Below are 19,587 nucleotides of genomic sequence, written 5' to 3'. Positions count from 1 at the left end.
GGCGTCATGCGCGCGGCTTTCCAAATCACGGAAAAGGGGCGCGCGGCCGATGGCCGCCGCCTCGCATCGCGCGCCGTTCTTGTCCAACTGATCCTTCTCTGGGTGCTTTTGGCTTTTGCAGGGGCGATTGAAATCAATGCAGGGCGGAATTTTGAACAAGCCACCCAAACCGCAGTGCTAACGGCCGTACTGTATTTGTTCATACTTTACGCCTTGGCACGCGAATGGATCATCGTTTGCGGAACCTACTGCCTCTTCGTTGTCTTCGACCTCGTGTTTGGCCAAAGCTTGTTTTCCAACGGAGCCTTCTCGATTCTGGTTGGCTTTTTGTCGAAAATTCTCGGATTTGTTTCGATCTGCGGCATTGTGATTTGGTTGCGCAACAGGAAGCTTCCTTCACCGGTGGTCGAGTAGTTCTGATATGAAGATTGCAGCGGCCAGCCAAATACCACACCCCAAAACCGCCCTCGTGGCGTCGATGCGGAACGAGGGTATCTTCATTCTCGAATGGGTGGCCTATCACCTTGAGATCGGTTTCGACCGCGTGGTGATCTGCTCCAACAATTGCACCGACGGATCGGACAGGTTGCTGGACGCGCTGGACGCAGCCGGGTTTGTCACCCATCTGCGCGCTGATCCCGCATCGGGTCAATCGCCGCAGGATGCGGGCATGGCTGCGGCGATGGAGTTTCTGGCGGAAACCGACACCGAATGGCTGTGTCATCTCGACAGTGACGAGTTTCTGCACGTCCGCATGGGTGGCGGCCATGTCGACGACCTGCTGGACCGCGCCGGAGAGGGCGACGTGATCGCTCTGGCATGGCGGAATTTCGGCGATAGTGGCCAGTTGGAATGGGCCGGCGCGGTGCTGCCGGTTTTCACCCAATGCGAGGGCCACCCCGACCCCGAGACGGTCAAGTTCAAGTCGATGTTCCGCTTTCGCAAGTTCGAACATGCCAATGAACACATGCCCCTGCGCCCGAAGGTTGACGACATCGCCGTCCTGAATGCCGTGGGCAACGCACTGACCTCGCGCGGCATCACCGGCCCCAGACGCAGCCGCTATGTCCCGGTTGGCCGCGCTATGAAGCCGAACCGCGCCTGCATCAACCACTATGCGGTGAAATCGGTTGACGTCTTTCTGATGAAAAACGACCGGGGTGATGGACAGGGCAAGACCTCGGACAAATACCACCTCGGCTCGTCATGGCATCACCGCGCGAACCGGAACGATGTCGAGAATCGCAGGATCTTGCGCCACTGGAATGGCACAGAGGCCCGGATCGCAGCGATGCGACAAAACCCGGACATCGCCCGCACCGAACAGGATTGCATCACCTGGTTCCGCACCCGCCGCGAGGCGGTTCTGACCGACAAGAACCTTGCCGCATGGACGGCAAAATAACGAAACAGCATACGTTTGACGAAAATACCGACGCCTCCTCGTCGAAACCCGAAAAGGAACTGAAACATGGCACAATATGACGTCATCATCATCGGAGCAGGCCCCGGCGGGTATGTCTCTGCCATCCGCTGCGCGCAACTGGGTCTGAAGACGGCTGTTGTCGAAGGCCGCGAGACGCTGGGCGGCACCTGCCTGAACGTTGGCTGTATCCCGTCGAAAGCGCTGCTGCATGCCAGCCACATGCTGCACGAGGCGGAACACAATTTTGCGTCGATGGGGCTGAAGGGCAAGGCGCCCTCGGTCGACTGGAAGCAGATGAAATCCTACAAGGATGACGTCATCGGCCAGAACACCAGCGGCATCGAGTTCCTGTTCAAGAAAAACAAGATCGACTGGATCAAGGGCTGGGCCACCATTCCCGCCGCGGGCAAGGTGCAGGTTGGCGACGAAACCCACGACGCCAAGAATATCGTGATCGCGTCCGGGTCCGTTGCATCCTCCATTCCAGGTGTCGAGGTCGACAATGACGGCAAGGTCGTGGTCGACTCGACCGGTGCGCTGGACCTGCCGAAAGTGCCGAAGAAGCTGGTGGTCATCGGCGCCGGTGTGATCGGGCTGGAACTGGGCTCGGTCTATGCCCGTCTGGGCTCCGAGGTCACGGTGGTCGAATACATGGACGCTGTCTGCCCCGGCATGGATGCCGACGTGCAGCGCAGCTTCAAGCGCATCCTTGAAAAGCAGGGGCTGAACATCATCACCGGCGCGGCCGTGAAAGGCGTCGAGGCGACCAAATCAAAGGCCAAGGTCAGCTATGCGCTGAACAAGAAACCCGACGATGTCGAGGTTCTGGACGCCGATGTGGTGCTGGTCGCCACCGGCCGCAAACCATTCACCGACGGGCTGGGGCTTGAGGCGCTGGGGGTCCAGATGACCCAGCGCGGTCAGATCGCCACCGATGCCCACTGGAAGACCTCGGTCGACGGCATCTATGCCATCGGCGACGTGATCGAAGGCCCGATGCTGGCGCATAAGGCGGAAGACGAAGGCATGGCCGTGGCCGAAGTGATCGCGGGCAAGCATGGCCACGTGAACTATGGCGTGATCCCCGGTGTGGTCTACACCACCCCCGAGGTCGCGACCGTTGGCCAGACCGAGGCCGCGCTAAAGGCCGAAGGCCGCAAGATCAAGACCGGCAAGTTCATGTTCATGGGCAACGCCCGTGCCAAAGCCGTGCATCAGGCCGAAGGCGGCTTTGTCAAGCTGATCGTCGATGCCGAAACCGACCGCATCCTTGGCGCAGCGATCATCGGCCCGGCGGCAGGCGACATGATCCACGAGATCTGTGTGAGCATGGAGTTCGGCGCGTCGGCGCAGGACATCGCCCTGACCTGCCACGCCCACCCGACCTATTCCGAAGCCGTGCGCGAAGCGGCGCTGGCCTGTGGCGACGGTCCGATCCACAGCTGATCCAGCCTTGCTCAGAACGGCAAAGGGCGGCTTCTCGGCCGCCCTTTTTTCTTTGCTCGGCCTGTGAAACAGTGCCCCGACAATCGAGGGAGACAAGCTATGCGCATTCTTTTCACCGGAGGTTCGGGCAAGGCCGGGCGTCATGTCTGCCGTTACCTGCGCGATCAGGGGCATCGGGTGGTGAATGTCGATCTGACCCCGCTGGATGAACCCGGCATCGACAACCTGACCGCCGACATCACTGACTCTGGTGCAATGTTCAACGTCCTGACCAGCTATGCCAATTTCGACGAGTTGGAACCGGGAACCGGTGTGCCGTCATTTGACGCCGTGGTGCATTTCGCCGCTGTCCCGCGCATCCTGATCCAGCCGGATCACGAAACCTTCCGCGTGAATACGGTTGGCACCTACAACGTGATCGAGGCTGCGACCAAGCTGGGTATCGGCAAGATCATCTTTGCTTCGTCCGAGACCACCTATGGCGTCTGTTTCGCCGATGGTGAGGTGATGCCCGACTATCTGCCGGTGGACGAGGATCACGACACCAACCCGATGGATTCCTACGGGCTGTCCAAGGTGGTGAACGAAAAGACAGGCCGGGCGTTTCAGCGTCGGTCGGGTGCGGATATCTACGGGCTGAGGATCGGCAACGTGATCGAACCGGATGAATATGACCGTTTCCCCGGATTCTTTACCGACCCCAAGACACGGCTGCGCAATATCTTCTGCTATATCGACGCACGCGATCTGGGCCAGATCGTCGATCTATGTCTGAAAACCGACAGTCTGGGCTATCAGGTGTTCAACGCGGGAAATGACACCAATTCAGTAGACCTGCCGAATGATGAAATCATCAGGCGGTTCTATTCCGGCGTGCCTGTCACTCGTGAACTTGAGCCGCAAGAGGCACTGTTTTCAAACCGCAAGATCCGCGAGGTTCTGGGGTTCAAGGAACAGCACAACTGGCGCAACTACGTCCGCCAGTAACCCCTACCACATGGAGTTTCTGGCCCGTTCCAGCCAGTCCGCGTCATAGGTCGCGCCGCCTTCTTCGCCATCGGTCAGAGCGGCCAGAAACTCACCCGCTGTCGGCAATCCGGCGCTTTCGTCGCCCGAAGTCCACAGGCGCGCCCGCATCGGAGCGCGGGCACATTGGAAATAGACTTCTCCGATGCGGATCACGATGACCGAGCGGGGCGGTTTGCCATCGGTGGCGAAGCTGTCGCAAAGCGCCGGGTCTGTCGTGACCCGCGCAAAACCGTTCACCCGCACCACGGTATTGGACCCCGGCACCATGAAAAGAAGCGATATCCGCCCATCGGCGACGATATTGCGCAACGTGTCCATGCGGTTGTTGCCGCGCCAGTCAGGCATGGCCAGCGTCTGCGGGTCCAGTTCCCGCACCACCGGGCCATCGTCCCCGCGCGGGCTGCCGTCTGTCCCGTCCGGCCCGACGGTCGAGACGACGCAGAAACGTGAGGCCATGATCCAGCGGCGATACTCGGGCGTCAGTTCCTGCGCCACCTTGCGCAGGGATGCCGCGCCGGGTGTGCCATAAGCCGCCTCAAGCGCGGCAATATCAGTGATGAACTCCATCCGGATCGAACCCCGCTTCGCGCATCAGCGCCTTGGATTGCCCTTCGACCACCTCTTCCAGTCTGGCCATGAAGGGTTTTTGCTGAAGTCCGGGTTCGATCGGGTCAAGAAACTCGACCACGGCCAGCCCGGGCCGGCGATAGATGCCGTGACGCGGCCAGAACACCCCGACATTGGTGGCGGCAGGGATACAGGTCTGACCAGTCTCGCGATAAAGGACGAATGTGCCGACCTTGTAGGGTTTCCTGGCATCCCATGCGACGCGGGTGCCCTGCGGATAGATAATCAGCTGCCCGGCAGGGGCCGAACCGTCATTCACGTCGGCCACCATCTTGCGGATCGCGCGGGCACGGTCACCGCGATTGACCGGAACGCAGCCCAGCCGCAGCGCATACCAGCCCAGGATTGGCGCAAAACGTAACGAGCTTTTCATGATGAATTTCGGCTTCGGCACCGCGCTGACGATCAGGATGATGTCGAAAAAACTCTGGTGTTTGGCCGCGATCAGAACTTCGTCGGTTGGCACGGCGCCGCGGATCTCGGACCGCAACCCGACCAGCCACCGCGCCGAGAACCGCACCCAGCGGCAATAGGTGTGGACCGCGTTATAGACGGCCTGCCGACTGAAGATGGCAAACGGGGTGAAGATGATCGCCAGAACCAGCATCGCCAGGTACATCTGGACGATGAAGATCAGCGACAGAACCCATTGCACGGCGTATCGCATCACGGCAACTCCGAAAGAACGCGGTTGGCGGCGGTGCGCGTGGCAAGGAAGGCCACCAGCGCGGCAAGTGGCGGGATCACGAAGGGCACCAGCCACCCCGCCCCGGTAAAGCCCAGCCCGGTCAGGAAGCCGCCAGCATCCTGTGCCGGCGGCAGCAGAAGGACCGCACCGAGCCCCAACACCATGCCTGCTGCGGCGCCGGACAAGGCCCGCAGGGTAAATCGGCGCACGAAGGCGCGGGCGATGTAACCGTCCTGCGCGCCGACCAGCCGCAGCACCTGGATCACCTGCGCATTCGCCGCCAGCGCCGCATTTGCCGCCAGCGTGATGATCGCGGCGGTGGTCGCGGCAATCAACGCGATTGCCACCCACCCCAACAGCCGCAACCGCCCTGCCGCCTGTTCCAACGGCTTGCGCCAGCGGGTGTGGTCATCCAGAACGGCACCCGGAACCTCGGCCTGAAGCCGCAGTCTGAGGCCCGCTCCATCGTAACCCTCTTCCGTCTCGACGATCTCGATCAATTGCGGCACGGGTAGGCTGTCAATCGGCAGGTCAGGCCCGAACCACGGGGCCAGAAGCGCCTTTTGCTCGTCCGCGGTCAGCGCCCGCGCCAGCGCGACGCCCGGTGTCGTATCCAGAACCCGCAGCGCGGTCTGGACCTGCTCGGCCATCTGCTCGGCCGGAGCCGAGATGCGCAGGGTCGAACTATGCGCCAGCTCGTCCCCCCAACGCGACGCCAACCGTCCCGAAGCCAGCGACAGCGCCAAGGCAAAAACCGTCAGGAAGGCCATCGCCCCCGAAGCAAACACGGTCAGCCGCGCAGTAAAACCCGACGGCGGCACCACCCGGTCGGACTGGTTGTCACTGCTGAACAGGGATTTGAAAAGAATGGCCAAATTGCTCACAGGTCCGCCCCCGCCAGTTGCAACCGCCGCCCGGCGATGCGCAAAACCCGCGCCTGGACCTGGCTTTTTGCCGTGCGGATCAGGTTCAGATCGTGGGTCGCGATCATGATGGTCTTGCCCATGCGATTCAACTCGATCAGCAATTGCAACAGGCGCTGTGACATGTCCCAGTCCACGTTGCCTGTCGGTTCATCCGCCAGGACAACATCGGGCGACATGATCACCGCCCGCGCCAGCGCTGCTCGCTGCCGCTCGCCGCCCGAAAGCTCCGGGGGATAGGCGCTGGCGCGCTTGCCAAGCCCGACCCAGTCCAGCAATTCCTTCAGGTTCGCAACCTCTTCCAGGCTGTCGCGGCCCGAAACGGTCAGCGGAAGGGCGACGTTGTCGGCGATCGGCAGATGGTCCAGAAACTGGCAGTCCTGATGCACCACCCCGATCCGTCGCCGCGTCATCGCCATGTCGTCGCGGCTCATGTGGCGCACGTCCTGATCGAACAGCCGCGCATGGCCCGCCGTTGGTTGCAGCGCGCCGTAGCACAGCTTGAGAAACGTGGTCTTCCCCGAGCCCGACGGTCCGGTCAGAAAATGGAACGATCCCGGCGCCAGCTTGAGTGAAATGTCACTCAGCATTTCACCTTCGCCATAACTGAAACCAAGGTTTTCAAGTTCGATCACGGTCCCGTCCCTCGTGGTTTGCCCTGTTGTGCCCAAAGCGCGCCACTTGTGCAATCCGCCTCGGCAAGGCTTTGCTCTTTATCGACAGAATGTTACAGCCTATGCTTGACACCGAAGGATGGGGCTTACGAGGTCAGGGGAACAAAAAATGAGGCTGAATTGCCCGAATTGCGGTGCCCAGTACGAGGTTCCGGATGACGTCATCCCAAAAGCGGGACGGGACGTGGAATGCTCCAACTGCGGCAACACATGGTTTCAGGTTCATCCTGACGAGGATGTGGAACTGGCAACCGAAGTCGGCGGATCGATCCCCGATGACGGTTGGGTGCCGGATGCCGGTCAGGACGAACACGTCGCGGATACCGACGACGGCAGTGACGAAGGCGACCAATTCGAGGACGGGCTGGACGAAATCGTTGCCGCGGGTCATGCAGCAACCTTCAGTCGGTCCGAATATCCGGAACCGCAGGCAGCGCCCCCGCAGGTCGCGGACGACCATGGCCAGGAAGCTGACGCGGACGACGTCGATACGGACGAAGATCACCAATCCGAAGAGCGGCTGCCCGAAGACCACTGGCCCGAAGACCGCAGCGAAGACCCTGCGCCGGAAACCAGCGACGACGACCACTGGCCCGAGGATGACGCCGCCCCCGACGAGCCGGACCATGACGATGACCGCGACGATTGGAATGACGGCACCGGCGAAGACGAGGACAAGGAACTTTCCGACGCACCGGCCGCTCAGCCCCGACGCCGGTCACTTGACCCGGCAATTGCCGAGTTGCTCCGTCAGGAAGCCCAGCACGAGGCCGAAGCACGCAAGGCGGAAAGCAGTGACCTTGAGACTCAGCCCGATCTCGGGTTGGAAGGCGGGATCGCCGCTGCCGCAGCGCCACACAGTCGCGAGACACGTGTCGCACAACTGCGCGGACAAGAGGGCGAAGCGCAATCCTCTGCACGCCCCAACACCGCGTCCGGCGCACGGTCGGAAACCCGGCGTGAACTGTTGCCCGACATCGAGGACATCAACGCCACGCTTCGATCCGCCGAGGACCGCCAACCCGAAGAGCGGGTCGGTGTCGGCCCTTCGAACATGGAGAAGCGGCGGCGCGGCTTCCGGTTGGGCTTTGGCCTGGTCTTTCTGACAGCTGCACTCGGGCTGCTGGTCTACCTCTACCACGCCAGGATTTCCGCCCAGGTGCCGCAGGCCGCCCCATATGTCGAGGCATACATGGCCTGGATCAATGACACGCGGCTGTGGCTGGATTCCAAAGTGACCGAGATGATGCTGTATCTCGACAATATGGCCAATCAGGAACCGCCTGCCGACAGCTAAACGTGGCCCGGATCAGAAACGGTCCAACAATCGTTTGAGATAGTCCAACTCGGCCTCGGGCCGTTCGCCCTCACCTGCGCGGCGGCGGATTTCGTCCAGCAGTCGGCGGGCCTGGCGATAGACGTCCTCACCCTGAAGCAGGTCTTCCTCTGTGCCGGTTGCGCCGCGTCCGCCTTGGCTGCGACCCAACGGATCGCGGTTTTGGGCACGGTCGTTCTGCGCTGTCCCCTGCTGGCCGTCGCGCTGTTGCTGGGTCATCGCTTCGCCCAGGTTTCGCATGCCTTCACGCAGGGCTTCGATGGCCTCGGCCTGACGATCAATCGCTTCTGCCAGATCGTCCTCGCGCAGCGCGTCTTCGGCTTGATCCATGGCACGCCCAGCCCGGCCCAGCGCATCGCGGGCGGCGTCGCCTTCGGGTGTGCCCTGCCCCGGCAGCGCGTTTTCCTGCCGTTGCAACTCGTCTCTCAACGCCTGTTGCCGGTCGGCCAGTTCGCCGGGGGTCTGACCGGATTGCCCGTCCTGACCGTCTTCGCCGGTTCCCTGCCCGGTGCCGTCATGGGCCTGCCCGCGCCCCTCGCCGCCGCTGAAGCCTTCGTTGCCCTGGCTTTGCCCGGCATTGGCGCCCGGATTGAACTGTTCCTGCAGTTCCCGGAAGGCCTGATCGGAAAGGCCTTGCTGATTGCGCAGGGTTTCAGCAAGCCCTTCCATCGCCTGATCCCCCTCGGACGGGCTACCTTGCCCTTGGCCTTGGGTGACCTGCATGTTCTCCATCATTTGTTGAAGTTCCTGCAACGCCTGCTGCGCTTCGGCCATGCGGCCCTGTTCCATCAGTTCCTGAATACGGTCCATCATCCGCTGCAGATCGTCCTGCGTCATCTGCATCGAGTTTTCGGCCATTTGCTGGTCGGCGCCGTCCTGACCGTTTTCGCGGTTCTGCTGGGCCAGTTGACGCATGTAATCCTGCGTTGCGTCCCGCAATTCCTGCATCAGCTGTGCAATCTCGGCATCACTGGCGCCGTTCTTCATCGCCTCGGCCAGCCGTTCCTGCGCCCGTCGCAACCGTTCCAGCGCATCGCCCAGATCACCTTCTTCCAACTCGATCGCCAGAGACCAGAGCGCCTCGGCCAGTTCGTCACGCCGCGTGTCTTCCAGCCCGATGCGGTTCGCCGCCTCAAGCCGGCGCAGGATCGTGCGCAGACGAAGATAATGAGTTTCCTTCTGGAACAACCCTTCCTCGGGCCGATGAGAGATCGCGCGGATCATCTGCGCCACACGCGGCCCATTGGCCTTGGACCAAAGAAGGTCTCGGCGCTGCTCGATCAACGCCGCCGCCAGCGGGTCAAAGAAGCGGCGGGCCGGAAGCGGCATGCTCTCGGGCACCGATTGCCCGGTCTGACCGGCGGCGTCCTCGGCCGAAAGGGTGACGATCACGGGAAGATGCGCCCAGACGTGTTTGGAATAGTCTTCGATCAGGGTTTCCTGGAACGCACTACGGTCCCCCGAGATCGGCAGGGGAAGATCGGCGGACAATTCGGCACGTGGGTCAGGGTCGATCGCCAGACCATGCCGCCGGTCCAGCCCCCCCAGATCCAACGCAATCACCGCCTGCCCACCGATAATCCCGTAGTCGTCGCTGGCCTCGAACGGCAGACTCATCTCACCCCGCCCCGAGACATCCGGCACCCCGCTCAAGGCAATCTGGGGGGCGTTGTCGGGGATTGCGGTGATCCGCCACGACCGCCCGCCGGGGCCACCGATTTCAATCGTGCCATCCTGAGAAAGCTTGAATTCCTGCTCGGGATCTGTGGCGGGTGGAATATCACCGACACGCCCCGACACGGTTTCCGCCACCGTCAGCGCGCCCACCTCGCCATAAAGCCGCAGCACGACGCGGCTGTTGACCGGCAGCGACACGGCGCCCTCGGCCAGGTCATTGAGATAGATCGCAGGCTTGCCAGTATAGGCCGGCGGTTCGATCCAACCTTCCCAGCTGGGTCCGGTCATCGGGGTCGCCGTGGTTCCGGCGGCAACGTCGGTCACGCTTGTCATCCGTGCAAACGAGCCAAACAAAAGTGCGACCGCGAGGAGCAGGACCGCGATGTAGCGCAGGCCAAAGGGGTCCAGCCGCGCGATCTTCAGATCCGGCGGCACGCGCCGCGCCTGTGCGACGGCCTTGGCCATGCGGGACTGATGAACCTGCCAGATCGCTTCGGATGCGGCGTCGCCTGCGCCGATGGCGGGATGATCCTGCAGGGTTTCGATCGGACGCCCCGGCAGGGTCGCGTCCAACCGATTCAGGGCATCCTGACGGGACGGCAGGTGGAATCGCCGCGCGCCGCGGACAATGAACCAAAGTGACAATGAGGCAAAAGTCAGGGTCGCAAACCAGAACGCTTCCAGGGGCAGCGTGTCCTGCACCCCGAACATCAACACCGCGACAACCGCAAAAACCAGCGACCACAGCGGCCAGAAGGCACGGGTCACCTGCTCGGCGATCATGCCAAGCCGGGTCAGCGTGATGACAAGCCTCAGACGATCCAGAACGCCCTCAGCGGAAGGTGGGTGCGACCCCATGCAAATCTCCGACAGCGCCTGACGCGAAATGCGTCAGAGCCACGGGGGAATGGTATCCCGATTTATCATTTCGTCAAAGGTCGGGCGTCGGCGGATAACCGCGAATTGATCGCCATTGACCAGCACTTCGGGGATCAGGGGGCGCGAGTTGTATTCGCTGGCCATCACCGCACCATAGGCCCCGGCGGAGCGGAAGGCGATCAGGTCGCTTGCCTCGAGCGGCGGCAGATCGCGTTGACGGGCGAATGTGTCGCCGGTTTCGCAGACCGGACCAACGATGTCATATCGCGCCTGCTCGATCCCGGCGGTGGGTTCGACCACCGGCACGATGTCGTGATGGGCCTCGTACATGGCGGGTCGGATCAGGTCGTTCATTGCCGCGTCCACGATCAGGAAATCACGTCCCTCACCGGATTTCACATAGATGACCTGGCTGACCAGGACGCCCGCGTTCCCGGCAATCAGGCGTCCCGGCTCGATCTCGATCTCGCAGCCCAGATGCCCCAGCGTTTCCTTGATCAACGCGCCGTATTCAATCGGCAGCGGCGGGGCGCTGTTGGACCGCTCATAGGGAATGCCAAGCCCACCGCCCAGATCAAGCCGGCGGATGTCATGGCCGTCTGCACGCAGGGTCTCAGTCAAGTCGGCAACCTTCTGATAGGCAAGGCGGAAGGGTTCCAATTCGGTCAGCTGGCTGCCGATATGGACATCGATGCCAATGACCTTCAGCCCCGGCAGAGACGCGGCATGGGCGTAAACCTCGCGGGCGCGGGAAATCGGGATGCCAAACTTGTTCTCGGATTTGCCAGTGGCGATCTTGGCATGGGTCTTGGCATCGACATCGGGGTTCACCCGCACCGTGATCGGCGCCACGACGCCGAGCGATTGCGCCACCTCGTCGATCACCGCCATCTCGGGTTCGCTCTCGACGTTGAACTGGCGGATACCGCCAACCAGCGCCGCACGGATTTCCTCATGCGTCTTGCCGACGCCCGAGAACACGATCCGGTCCCCCGGAACACCCGCCGCCACCGCGCGGGCATATTCCCCGCCCGATACCACGTCCATCCCCGCGCCCAGATCGGCCAGCGTCTTCAGGATCGCCTGGTTCGACGCCGCCTTCATCGCGTAGCAGACAAGGTGGTCCATGCCATCAAGCGCCTCGTCGAACAGCCGGAAATGGCGTGTCAGCGTCGCGGTCGAATAACAATAAAACGGAGTGCCGACCTGTGCCGCGATCTCGGTCAGGGCAACATCTTCGGCGTGAAGCACACCGTCACGGTAGAGAAAGTGGTCCATCGGTGACTCCTGAAAATATCCGCCGCGCCCCTCATAGCCATTGCATCGCGGCGGTTCAATCGAACAGTCGCACTTCCAATCAATGTCACCGTCGGTTTCACGGGTTGCGCAGGGGGTATTTGTGACCAGCAAAAAGCCACAGGCCATCGCCGCCTTTTTTCTGGTCGGAAATACCCCGGGGTGAAGGTTGGAAATCCCTGGGATTTCCGACCGAGGGGCAGCGCCCCTAACCGGTTTCGTGGCGGCGATGGACCTCGATCATCCACCCCAGCATGATCGCGTTCAACACGTGCCACAGAAAATGGGTCCCCAAGGGGAAACCGGCGCAAACGGTTTCGTCCAGACTGCGGAAGACCAGCGACACCACCAGAATTGCCGCCCCGATCGCCAATCCGCGCGCGACATCGGGCAGGCGGCGGCGCAGCAGGGCCGCATAGATCAGGATCAGGGCTGGCACCGGCGCGTATCCTGCAGAAGGCCCGATACCGGGGATCAGTTGAAACAGCGGCAGGGTCGCGGCGGTGAAGGGAAAGAACAATGCCGTTGCGCCCAGCGCAGGCCACGGCGACAGCCCCCAGAAGCTGCGGTTGGCGGTGTAGATATAAAGCAGGACAAAGCACAGGATCGGCAGCGTGTCGGCGATGGCGGCCCAGACCTGTCCGTGGGTGTGAAACAGGAAGCTGCCAAGGCCGATCACACCAAGGATGACTGCCAGCGCCCGCGCCAGTGGCAGCTTTTCACCGCCGATCCTCTGCCAGATCACCAGCGCAGCTACCAGAAAGGCCAGATTTGTCAGCGCATTGACCGGTTCGGACCAGTATTCCGGCCCCGTTCTTTCGCAATAGCTGTCAATGGCGCGTGTCAGGTCCATGAAACTCTTTTCCAAATCTGTTACCGTGTTAGGCTTCCTCAAACATGACATCAGATAGGGAGGTTGCCATGAAAATCATATGGCTGGGGCATGGATCGTTTCGGATCGAGACCGGGGACAAGGTGCTGCTGATCGACCCCTGGCTAACCGGCAACCCGGTATTGCCGGAAGACCGGCACGACGAGGCCGTCCAGGGCGGCACTCATCTGATCCTGACCCATGCCCATTTTGACCATGTCGCCGACATGCTGCCGCTGGCGCGCAAGCTGAAGATCCCGGCGGTCGGCCAGTATGACCTGATGGGCTATTGGGCCGAGCATGAACACATTCAGACCATCGGGTTCAACAAGGGCGGCACGGTGGATTTTGGCGGCGTGACGCTGTCGATGGTGCCAGCTTCGCATAGTTCCTCTTTCGGCACGCCCGATGGCCCCAAGGTGGCGGGGACCGAGGTTGGCTATATGCTGCGCGCGGAAGGCCACACCGTCTATATCTCGGGCGACACCGACATCATGGCCGACATGGACTGGATGGGAGACTATTACAAACCCGATATCGGTATCCTGTCGGCGGGCGGGCACTTCACCATGGACATGAAAGGCGCGGCCTACGCGGCAAAACGCTATTTCAACTTCAAGACGGTGATCCCCTGTCATTACGGGACCTTCCCGATCCTCGAACAATCGGCCGAGGCGCTGAAAGCTGGTTTGCCCGGCGTCGATGTGATCGAACCCCAGTTGTTGCAGGCGATCGAGCTTTAAAAAGGAAGCCATCGTGGCCGGTTCCATGCCCTCTGTTCCGTTGAATGCACCCGCGTCCCGCCCCGGTGCGCGGGTCCGACGGTTGGCGGCACGGTGCGACCGGTCTCGACCGCAAGCAGCGTCATGACCGGTGTGCGTCCCTCGCCCGAGTTGCTGGCCGTGGCGCGGCGCTGGATCGACGCTATCCCGAACCATCGCCCGAATGATCTGCGCAACCTCATGACCGAAGAAGGCCACCTGCAATTCGTCGGCACCGCAGATGATGAGCTGTGGACCGGTCAGCAAGTGCGCGAGGGCGTTGCAGCGTTCTTCGATGTTATTCCGGAGCTTCTGAAACATGAAGAAACCTTTGCCGAGGCTTATGAACACGAAGGCACTGGCTGGGCCTGCCTGAACCATCAGCTGATTTTCGCCAACCAGCCGGGCCGCCTGTTCAATGTACGCACGACACTGATCTTTGTTCTGGAGGACGGCGCATGGAAAATCGTGCATCGGCACGGATCGGTCCCGATCCCGAATATCGAAATGACCGGCACGGAACAAACTGCCATCGCCGATCTGGTTGCCGCTGCACGAAGCGGCCTGAGTTTTGATCAGCACGAGGGGTTCGCATCGGTGATGTTCACCGACATCGTCAATTCGTCGGGAATGGCGGCGGTGATGGGCGACAGGCTCTGGTCCTCAGAGGTGACGCGCCATTTTGCCCAGCTGCGCGACAAGATCGAAGCAAATGGCGGTCAATTCGTGAAATCTCTGGGCGATGGCACAATGTCCAGCTTCGCATCCCCTGCCGATGCCCTGTCTGCGGCCCGGGCCATCCTTCGCGCGCTGAACACGCCCGGCGGCCCAGCTATCGCGCTTCGCATTGGGGTGCATACAGGGGACGTCATCTGTTCCGACGACGATTTCTTTGGCAGCGTCGTCAACAAGGCGGCGCGGATCACAGACACCGCCGAACCGGGGCAGATCAGGGTGTCCGGCGCGACGCAAGCCATGCTGTCCGACAGATCAGAAATCAGTTTTGCGGGGCCGATGATTCTAGCCCTGAAAGGCTTTGAAAACCCCGAACCGGTTTATGTGGTAACGGAAGCCTAACTCCGCCGGTCGGCAAAAAACGACTTCAACAGTGCCTCGGCCTGATCCGCGCCAATTCCGTCATAGACGTCCGGCACATGATGGCTTTGTGGATGGCTGAAGACACGCGGGCCTTGGGCGATACCGCCGGATTTCGGATCGGCAGCGCCATAGTAGAGCCGGGCGATCCGGGCCTGGCTGATTACGCTGGCGCACATCGGACAGGGTTCCAGGGTCACGTAAAGATCGTGCCCCGGCAGGCGTTCCGACCCCAGCGCGGCACAGGCGGCGCGGATGGCCAGGATCTCGGCATGGGCCGTCGGGTCACTCAGTTCGCGGGTGCGATTTCCGGCTTGCGCGACCACCTCACCCGATGGCGACACGATCACCGCGCCCACCGGCACTTCGCCGCGACCCGCCGCGGCACGCGCCTCGGCCAGCGCGGTTTCCATATGCGATCTGAACACCATGCCCCCTGCTTGCCCTGCCGATTACCCTTTCGCAATCCCCCAATCGCCGCTAGACGTGCGGATATGAGCAACGAGACCCCCAAAGGCGACCGCATCGCCAAGGTTCTGGCCCGTGCCGGCATCGCCAGCCGCCGCGAGGCAGAGCGCGTGATCGAAGCTGGCCGCGTCGCGGTGAACGGCAAGCAAATCGACAGCCCGGCCCTGAACGTGACGGCCAAGGACCGGATCACCGTCGACGGCAAACCGCTTGGCGAGCCTGACCCGGAACGGCTGTGGCTATACCACAAGCCGACTGGACTAGTGACGACGCACAAGGATGAGCAGGGACGCGAGACGATCTTCGACAGGCTGCCCGAAACCATGCCAAGGGTGATGAGTGTCGGGCGGCTTGACCTCAATTCCGAAGGGTTGCTGCTGCTGACCAATGACGGGGCGATCAAGCGCAGGCTTGAGCTGCCCTCGACCGGCTGGCTACGCAAATACCGCGTGCGTGTACATGGCCGGGCCGAAGACGCGACGTTTGAGCCGCTGCGCAAAGGGGTCACTGTCGAGGGTGAGCGGTTCCAGCCGATGATTGTCCAGTTCGACCGGCAACAGGGGGCCAATGCCTGGGTGACGGTGTCGCTGCGCGAGGGCAAGAACCGCGAAATTCGCCGCGCGATGGAGTCGGTCGGCCTGTCCGTGACCCGGCTGATCCGGGTGTCCTATGGCCCGTTCCAGCTGGGCAACCTCAAGCCCGGCGAGGTCGAAGAGGTCCGCCGCAAGGTGATGCGCGACCAACTGGGGCTGGACGCCGCTTCCGATGACGAGGCTCGGACAAGCGGCAAACCCGGTGGCAAATCAGGTCGCAAGTTCGGTCAAAAACCGGGGCAAAAGCCGGGGCGCAGACCAGCCGGGAAAAGCGCCGGTTCACAGGCCGATGCGCCATGGGGCAATCAGGCGGGCAAACCGGCTGGCAAGATGGTTGCGCGATCTTCGGGAAAACCGGCAGGTGCGCAGGGCCGCAAACATGGCGCCAAGCCCGGTGGCAAGCCGTCGCGCGCATCGGCCGACAACGCGGCTCGCAAACCGGTCCGCAAAGGCAATCTCGCAGGAAACCGCGGGAAAAGTCCGGGCAATGGACCGAAACGCGGCTGATTGCCCCTGACGTCTGCAAATGCCTCTGGATTGCGCAAGCCCCGGCCCGTGACGCAGCCCCGACGATCTTCCCCCTAGCAAGCGGTCGCAAAACTACCTAAGTTTCCCGTAGACTTAGCGCGTTTCGGAGGGCGGCATGAGCAATGCGGGGATGCAGAAACTGGCCTACGGGCTGTTGGTCATCCTGATGGTCTATGTCGGTATCTGGGGGGGCGTCTGATCATGGCACAGCGCTATGGCGGCAAGTTCAGCCCCGACGGATCACCGGACAATGCCGGTGGCAAACCGACCAATGGCGGCTTCAAGGGCGCCACCCGCAGTCGCGTCGGCGGACGGGTCAACCTGTTGTTCTTCCTGCCGCTTCTTCTGCTTTTCCGCACGTTCGGGAACGGTGCGGCGAATATGGCGATGACCCTTGTCGCGCTTGGCATGCTGCTGCTGGCGGCCTTCATGACGCGCGAGGGGCTTTTGGCAGAAGAAGCCTATGACGCGCGAAAAGTCGCGCGGCGGCCTGCGTTTCCGCGCAAAATGCTGGGCAGCGTCCTGACCGGCGCAGGACTGGCGCTGGCTGCATTTTCGGCAACCGGCGAGGTGATCTCGCCCGCGATCATCGGTATTGTCGGCACCGTGTTGCACGGCATGGCCTTCGGTCTGGACCCGATGCGCGACAAGGGCATGGAAGGTATTGACCAGTTCCAGACCGACCGCGTCGCCCGCGCCGTGGACGAGGCCGAAAAGCACCTTGCGGCGATGACGGATGCGATCAAGCGCGCCAGCGACCGGACGCTGGAAACCCGTGTCGAGCGCTTCCAGACCACCGCCCGCGACCTGTTTCGCACGGTCGAGAACGATCCGCGCGACCTGACAGCGGCGCGCAAGTATCTGGGCGTTTACCTGCTGGGCGCGCGCGATGCGACGGTCAAGTTCGCCGATATCTATGGCCGCAGCCGCGACGCCAAGGCACGCACCGATTACGAGGCGCTTCTGGATGACCTCGAAAAGAATTTCGACAGCCGCAACCGCAAGCTTCTGCTCGATGACAACTCGGACCTGACGGTCGAGATCGAAGTCCTGCGCGAACGGCTGCAACGTGAAGGTGTTCGCGACGACGCCCTTTGAATTCATCCCAAACCCTTGAAAGGGGAGATTTCCAATGTCTGATACTGTCCGCAAGAAAGCCGAGGCAACGCTGGCCGAGGTCGAAGAGGTGAACGCCGTGATCCTGCCCGAACCAACCGAGGCCACGGCCATCGTGTCGCTGGAAGAGGCCGACGCACCGCTCAGCGCCGAAATCACCCGGCGCATGGGCGAGCTGGACATGTCCGACACAAACTCGATCGTGACCTTCGGGTCCGGTGCGCAGGCCGAACTGCAGGAAATCAGCCAGGCCATGCTTCAGGACGTGCGCAACAAGGATGTCGGCCCGGCCGGGGACAGCCTGCGGGACATCGTGACCACCATCCGGGGCTTTTCGGTCAGTGAGCTGGATGTGCGGCGCGAACGGTCGTTCTGGGAAAAACTGCTGGGCCGCGCTGCGCCCTTTGCCAAGTTCACTGCCCGTTTCGAAGAGGTTCAGGGCCAGATCGACAGGATCACCGACAATCTTCTGACCCACGAACACAAGCTCATGAAGGACATCAAGTCGCTTGATATTCTCTATGACAAAACCTTGAATTTCTACGACGAACTGGCGCTTTACATCGCCGCCGGGGAAGCCAAGATCAAGGCGCTGGATACAGATGACATCCCAGCCAAGGAAGCCGAGGTTCAGGCCGCGCCGGAAGGCGAACAGGTGATGAAGGCGCAGGAGTTGCGTGACCTGCGCGCCGCCCGCGACGACCTTGAACGCCGGGTGCATGACCTGAAACTGACCCGGCAGGTGACGATGCAGTCCCTGCCCTCGATCCGGCTGGTGCAGGAAAACGACAAAAGCCTCGTGACCAAGATCAACTCGACGCTGGTCAACACCGTGCCGCTTTGGGAAACCCAGCTGGCGCAGGCGGTGACCATCCAGCGGTCTGCCGAAGCCGCCGCCGCGGTACGTGACGCAAATGACCTCACGAATGAGCTTCTGACGGCCAATGCCAAGAACCTGCGGGAAAGCAACAAGATGATCCGCGAGGAAATGGAACGGGGCGTCTTTGACATCGAGGCGGTGAAACAGGCCAATGCCGACCTGATCGGCACCATTCAGGAATCGCTTCAGATCGCCGACGAGGGCAAGGCCAAGCGCGCCGCCGCGGAGGAAGACCTGAAGAAGATGGAAGCCGAACTGCGCGACACGCTTGCCGCAGCCAAGGCGAAACAGACAGGGCTTGGCGACACCGCATCAACCTCGGTGCCAAACGCGTGACACGGACCTGGGTGGCAAAGGCGGCGGCGCTGGGGCTGGGCCTGTTGGCACTGGCTGCGTGCGACCTTCCGACCGGTGCAAACCGGCCGGAGCCGCCCTCGGTCACCCCTCCGACCGTGTCCGAGAAATCTCAATCGCTGCGCAATTACTATGCCGCCTTGCAAGCCGACGAACTTGCCCGAGGTCTGCTGCGCACGGACGGCGGCGGGCCGGACACGCCCTATACCGCCGACATGCTGGCCCGCAACTTCGAGCGGATCGCCTTCTACGGCGAATATGCCGAAGGTGCGAACCTGCAAAAACCCGGCGGGCAATCAGGTGGGTTGAGACGCTGGGCCAAACCGGTGCGCTTTCACGCAGAGTTCGGGGCGTCGGTGCCAGATGCAATGCGTACTCAAGACCTTGCCGACATACGCGCCTATGCCAGTCGGTTGGCCGCTGCGACAGGGCATTCGATTAGCTATTCGGGGATCGGGGCAAATTTCCATGTTCTGGTTATGAGCGAGGACGACAAGGACCAGCTGACCACCCGAATCCGTCAATTGGTGCCGAATGCCGATCCGCGCTCGGCAGCGTTGCTGCGTGACCTGCCCCGGTCGATCCAATGTATCGTGATGACGACTTCTGATCCCGCGAACCCCTATGAATATACGGCCGCCGTCGCCGTGGTGCGCGCCGAGCATCCCGACCTCTTGCGCAAATCCTGCTATCACGAGGAAATGGCACAGGGTCTTGGGCTGGCAAATGACAGCCCAAACGCCCGCCCCTCGATCTTCAATGACGACGACGAGTTTGCATTGCTGACCACGCATGATGAGGCACTTCTGGCCATGCTCTATGACCCGCGCCTGTCCATTGGCATGCCACTGGATCAGGCCCGCCCCATCCTTTCCATCCTCGCCCGCGAACAGACCGGGCAGGCTTTCTGATTACGACGA

The 19,587-nt window shown here is 62.2% G+C and carries 19 protein-coding genes; 11 read left to right on the top strand and 8 right to left on the bottom strand.

The annotated features are described in order from the left end of the window. Nucleotides 1–6 precede the first annotated feature (6 nt). The 4 genes from JQ863_RS06630 (at nt 7) to JQ863_RS06615 (ending at nt 3,859) form a co-directional block, all read left to right on the top strand. The gene (locus JQ863_RS06630) at nt 7–414 is read left to right on the top strand and encodes a hypothetical protein (protein ID WP_204113513.1); all 408 of its coding nucleotides are present in this window, start codon (nt 7–9) and stop codon (nt 412–414) included. A gap of 7 nt (nt 415–421) precedes the next feature. Further along, a complete protein-coding gene (locus tag JQ863_RS06625; RefSeq protein ID WP_204113512.1) occupies nt 422–1,405 on the top strand; it encodes a glycosyltransferase family 2 protein in 984 nt (327 codons plus the stop codon). Between the two features lie 66 nt (nt 1,406–1,471). Further along, nucleotides 1,472–2,872: a dihydrolipoyl dehydrogenase gene (gene lpdA, locus JQ863_RS06620; protein ID WP_204113511.1), complete on the top strand. Its 1,401-nt coding sequence runs from the start codon at nt 1,472–1,474 to the stop codon at nt 2,870–2,872. 99 nt (nt 2,873–2,971) lie between these two features. Further along, nucleotides 2,972–3,859 (top strand): NAD-dependent epimerase/dehydratase family protein, encoded by an 888-nt coding sequence (locus JQ863_RS06615; RefSeq protein ID WP_204113510.1) that lies wholly within the window; start codon nt 2,972–2,974, stop codon nt 3,857–3,859. Between the two features lie 3 nt (nt 3,860–3,862). On the opposite strand, the gene JQ863_RS06610 is transcribed toward JQ863_RS06615, so the two are convergent. From JQ863_RS06610 to JQ863_RS06595, 4 genes are read right to left on the bottom strand one after another with little or no spacing between them, the layout of a single operon-like run. After that, nucleotides 3,863–4,468 (bottom strand): pyridoxamine 5'-phosphate oxidase family protein, encoded by a 606-nt coding sequence (locus JQ863_RS06610; RefSeq protein ID WP_204113509.1) that lies wholly within the window; start codon nt 4,466–4,468, stop codon nt 3,863–3,865. Continuing rightward, the gene (locus JQ863_RS06605; RefSeq protein WP_204113508.1) at nt 4,452–5,195 is read right to left on the bottom strand and encodes a lysophospholipid acyltransferase family protein; all 744 of its coding nucleotides are present in this window, start codon (nt 5,193–5,195) and stop codon (nt 4,452–4,454) included. Before JQ863_RS06605 ends, JQ863_RS06610 begins: the two co-directional genes overlap by 17 nt. Next, the gene (locus JQ863_RS06600; RefSeq protein WP_239113223.1) at nt 5,195–6,091 is read right to left on the bottom strand and encodes a cell division protein FtsX; all 897 of its coding nucleotides are present in this window, start codon (nt 6,089–6,091) and stop codon (nt 5,195–5,197) included. Before JQ863_RS06600 ends, JQ863_RS06605 begins: the two co-directional genes overlap by 1 nt. A gap of 5 nt (nt 6,092–6,096) precedes the next feature. Further along, on the bottom strand, nt 6,097–6,774 hold the full coding sequence (locus JQ863_RS06595) for an ATP-binding cassette domain-containing protein (RefSeq protein ID WP_204113507.1): 678 nt from the start codon (nt 6,772–6,774) through the stop codon (nt 6,097–6,099). A 148-nt stretch (nt 6,775–6,922) separates the two neighbouring features. Here JQ863_RS06595 and JQ863_RS06590 point away from each other — a divergent pair, with 148 nt between their 5' ends. Then, complete coding sequence (locus JQ863_RS06590; RefSeq protein ID WP_204113506.1) at nt 6,923–8,110, top strand: zinc-ribbon domain-containing protein; 1,188 nt, start codon at nt 6,923–6,925, stop codon at nt 8,108–8,110. Nucleotides 8,111–8,122: 12 nt separating this feature from the next. On the opposite strand, the gene JQ863_RS06585 is transcribed toward JQ863_RS06590, so the two are convergent. From JQ863_RS06585 to JQ863_RS06575, 3 genes are all read right to left on the bottom strand, one after another. Then, nucleotides 8,123–10,684: a TIGR02302 family protein gene (locus JQ863_RS06585; protein ID WP_204113505.1), complete on the bottom strand. Its 2,562-nt coding sequence runs from the start codon at nt 10,682–10,684 to the stop codon at nt 8,123–8,125. A gap of 33 nt (nt 10,685–10,717) precedes the next feature. Further along, the gene (lysA, locus tag JQ863_RS06580) at nt 10,718–11,983 is read right to left on the bottom strand and encodes a diaminopimelate decarboxylase (protein ID WP_204113504.1); all 1,266 of its coding nucleotides are present in this window, start codon (nt 11,981–11,983) and stop codon (nt 10,718–10,720) included. 226 nt (nt 11,984–12,209) lie between these two features. After that, nucleotides 12,210–12,854, bottom strand: coding sequence for a ceramidase domain-containing protein (locus JQ863_RS06575; RefSeq protein ID WP_204113503.1), 645 nt, complete (start codon nt 12,852–12,854; stop codon nt 12,210–12,212). A gap of 68 nt (nt 12,855–12,922) precedes the next feature. On the opposite strand from JQ863_RS06575, the gene JQ863_RS06570 reads away from it, so the two are divergent. Both JQ863_RS06570 and JQ863_RS06565 read left to right on the top strand, forming a co-directional pair. Beyond that, entirely contained in the window at nt 12,923–13,615 is a 693-nt protein-coding gene (locus JQ863_RS06570; RefSeq protein ID WP_204113502.1) for a metal-dependent hydrolase, read from the top strand. Between the two features lie 123 nt (nt 13,616–13,738). Beyond that, a complete protein-coding gene (locus JQ863_RS06565; protein WP_204113501.1) occupies nt 13,739–14,710 on the top strand; it encodes an adenylate/guanylate cyclase domain-containing protein in 972 nt (323 codons plus the stop codon). Here the strand turns inward: JQ863_RS06565 and JQ863_RS06560 are convergent. After that, nucleotides 14,707–15,159 (bottom strand): nucleoside deaminase, encoded by a 453-nt coding sequence (locus tag JQ863_RS06560; protein WP_204113500.1) that lies wholly within the window; start codon nt 15,157–15,159, stop codon nt 14,707–14,709. The genes JQ863_RS06565 and JQ863_RS06560 overlap by 4 nt on opposite strands. A 63-nt stretch (nt 15,160–15,222) precedes the next feature. On the opposite strand from JQ863_RS06560, the gene JQ863_RS06555 reads away from it, so the two are divergent. The 4 genes from JQ863_RS06555 to JQ863_RS06540 all read left to right on the top strand — a co-directional run bounded on the left by JQ863_RS06555 (nt 15,223) and on the right by JQ863_RS06540 (nt 19,578). Continuing rightward, the gene (locus JQ863_RS06555; protein ID WP_204113499.1) at nt 15,223–16,296 is read left to right on the top strand and encodes a pseudouridine synthase; all 1,074 of its coding nucleotides are present in this window, start codon (nt 15,223–15,225) and stop codon (nt 16,294–16,296) included. Between the two features lie 222 nt (nt 16,297–16,518). Beyond that, nucleotides 16,519–17,415 carry a 5-bromo-4-chloroindolyl phosphate hydrolysis family protein gene (locus JQ863_RS06550; protein ID WP_204113498.1) on the top strand — a complete coding sequence of 299 codons (897 nt, stop codon included), beginning with the start codon at nt 16,519–16,521 and terminating at the stop codon, nt 17,413–17,415. 34 nt (nt 17,416–17,449) lie between these two features. After that, a complete protein-coding gene (locus tag JQ863_RS06545) occupies nt 17,450–18,649 on the top strand; it encodes a toxic anion resistance protein (RefSeq protein ID WP_204113497.1) in 1,200 nt (399 codons plus the stop codon). After that, on the top strand, nt 18,646–19,578 hold the full coding sequence (locus JQ863_RS06540) for a DUF2927 domain-containing protein (RefSeq protein ID WP_338055496.1): 933 nt from the start codon (nt 18,646–18,648) through the stop codon (nt 19,576–19,578). Before JQ863_RS06545 ends, JQ863_RS06540 begins: the two co-directional genes overlap by 4 nt. Nucleotides 19,579–19,587 lie beyond the last annotated feature (9 nt).

Origin of the sequence: Shimia biformata (assembly GCF_016888515.1) — a bacterium.
Lineage (GTDB): Bacteria > Pseudomonadota > Alphaproteobacteria > Rhodobacterales > Rhodobacteraceae > Shimia_A > Shimia_A biformata.
The sequence above is the reverse complement of the archived record's forward strand: the minus strand, read 5'-3'. Positions and strand labels throughout refer to the sequence as shown.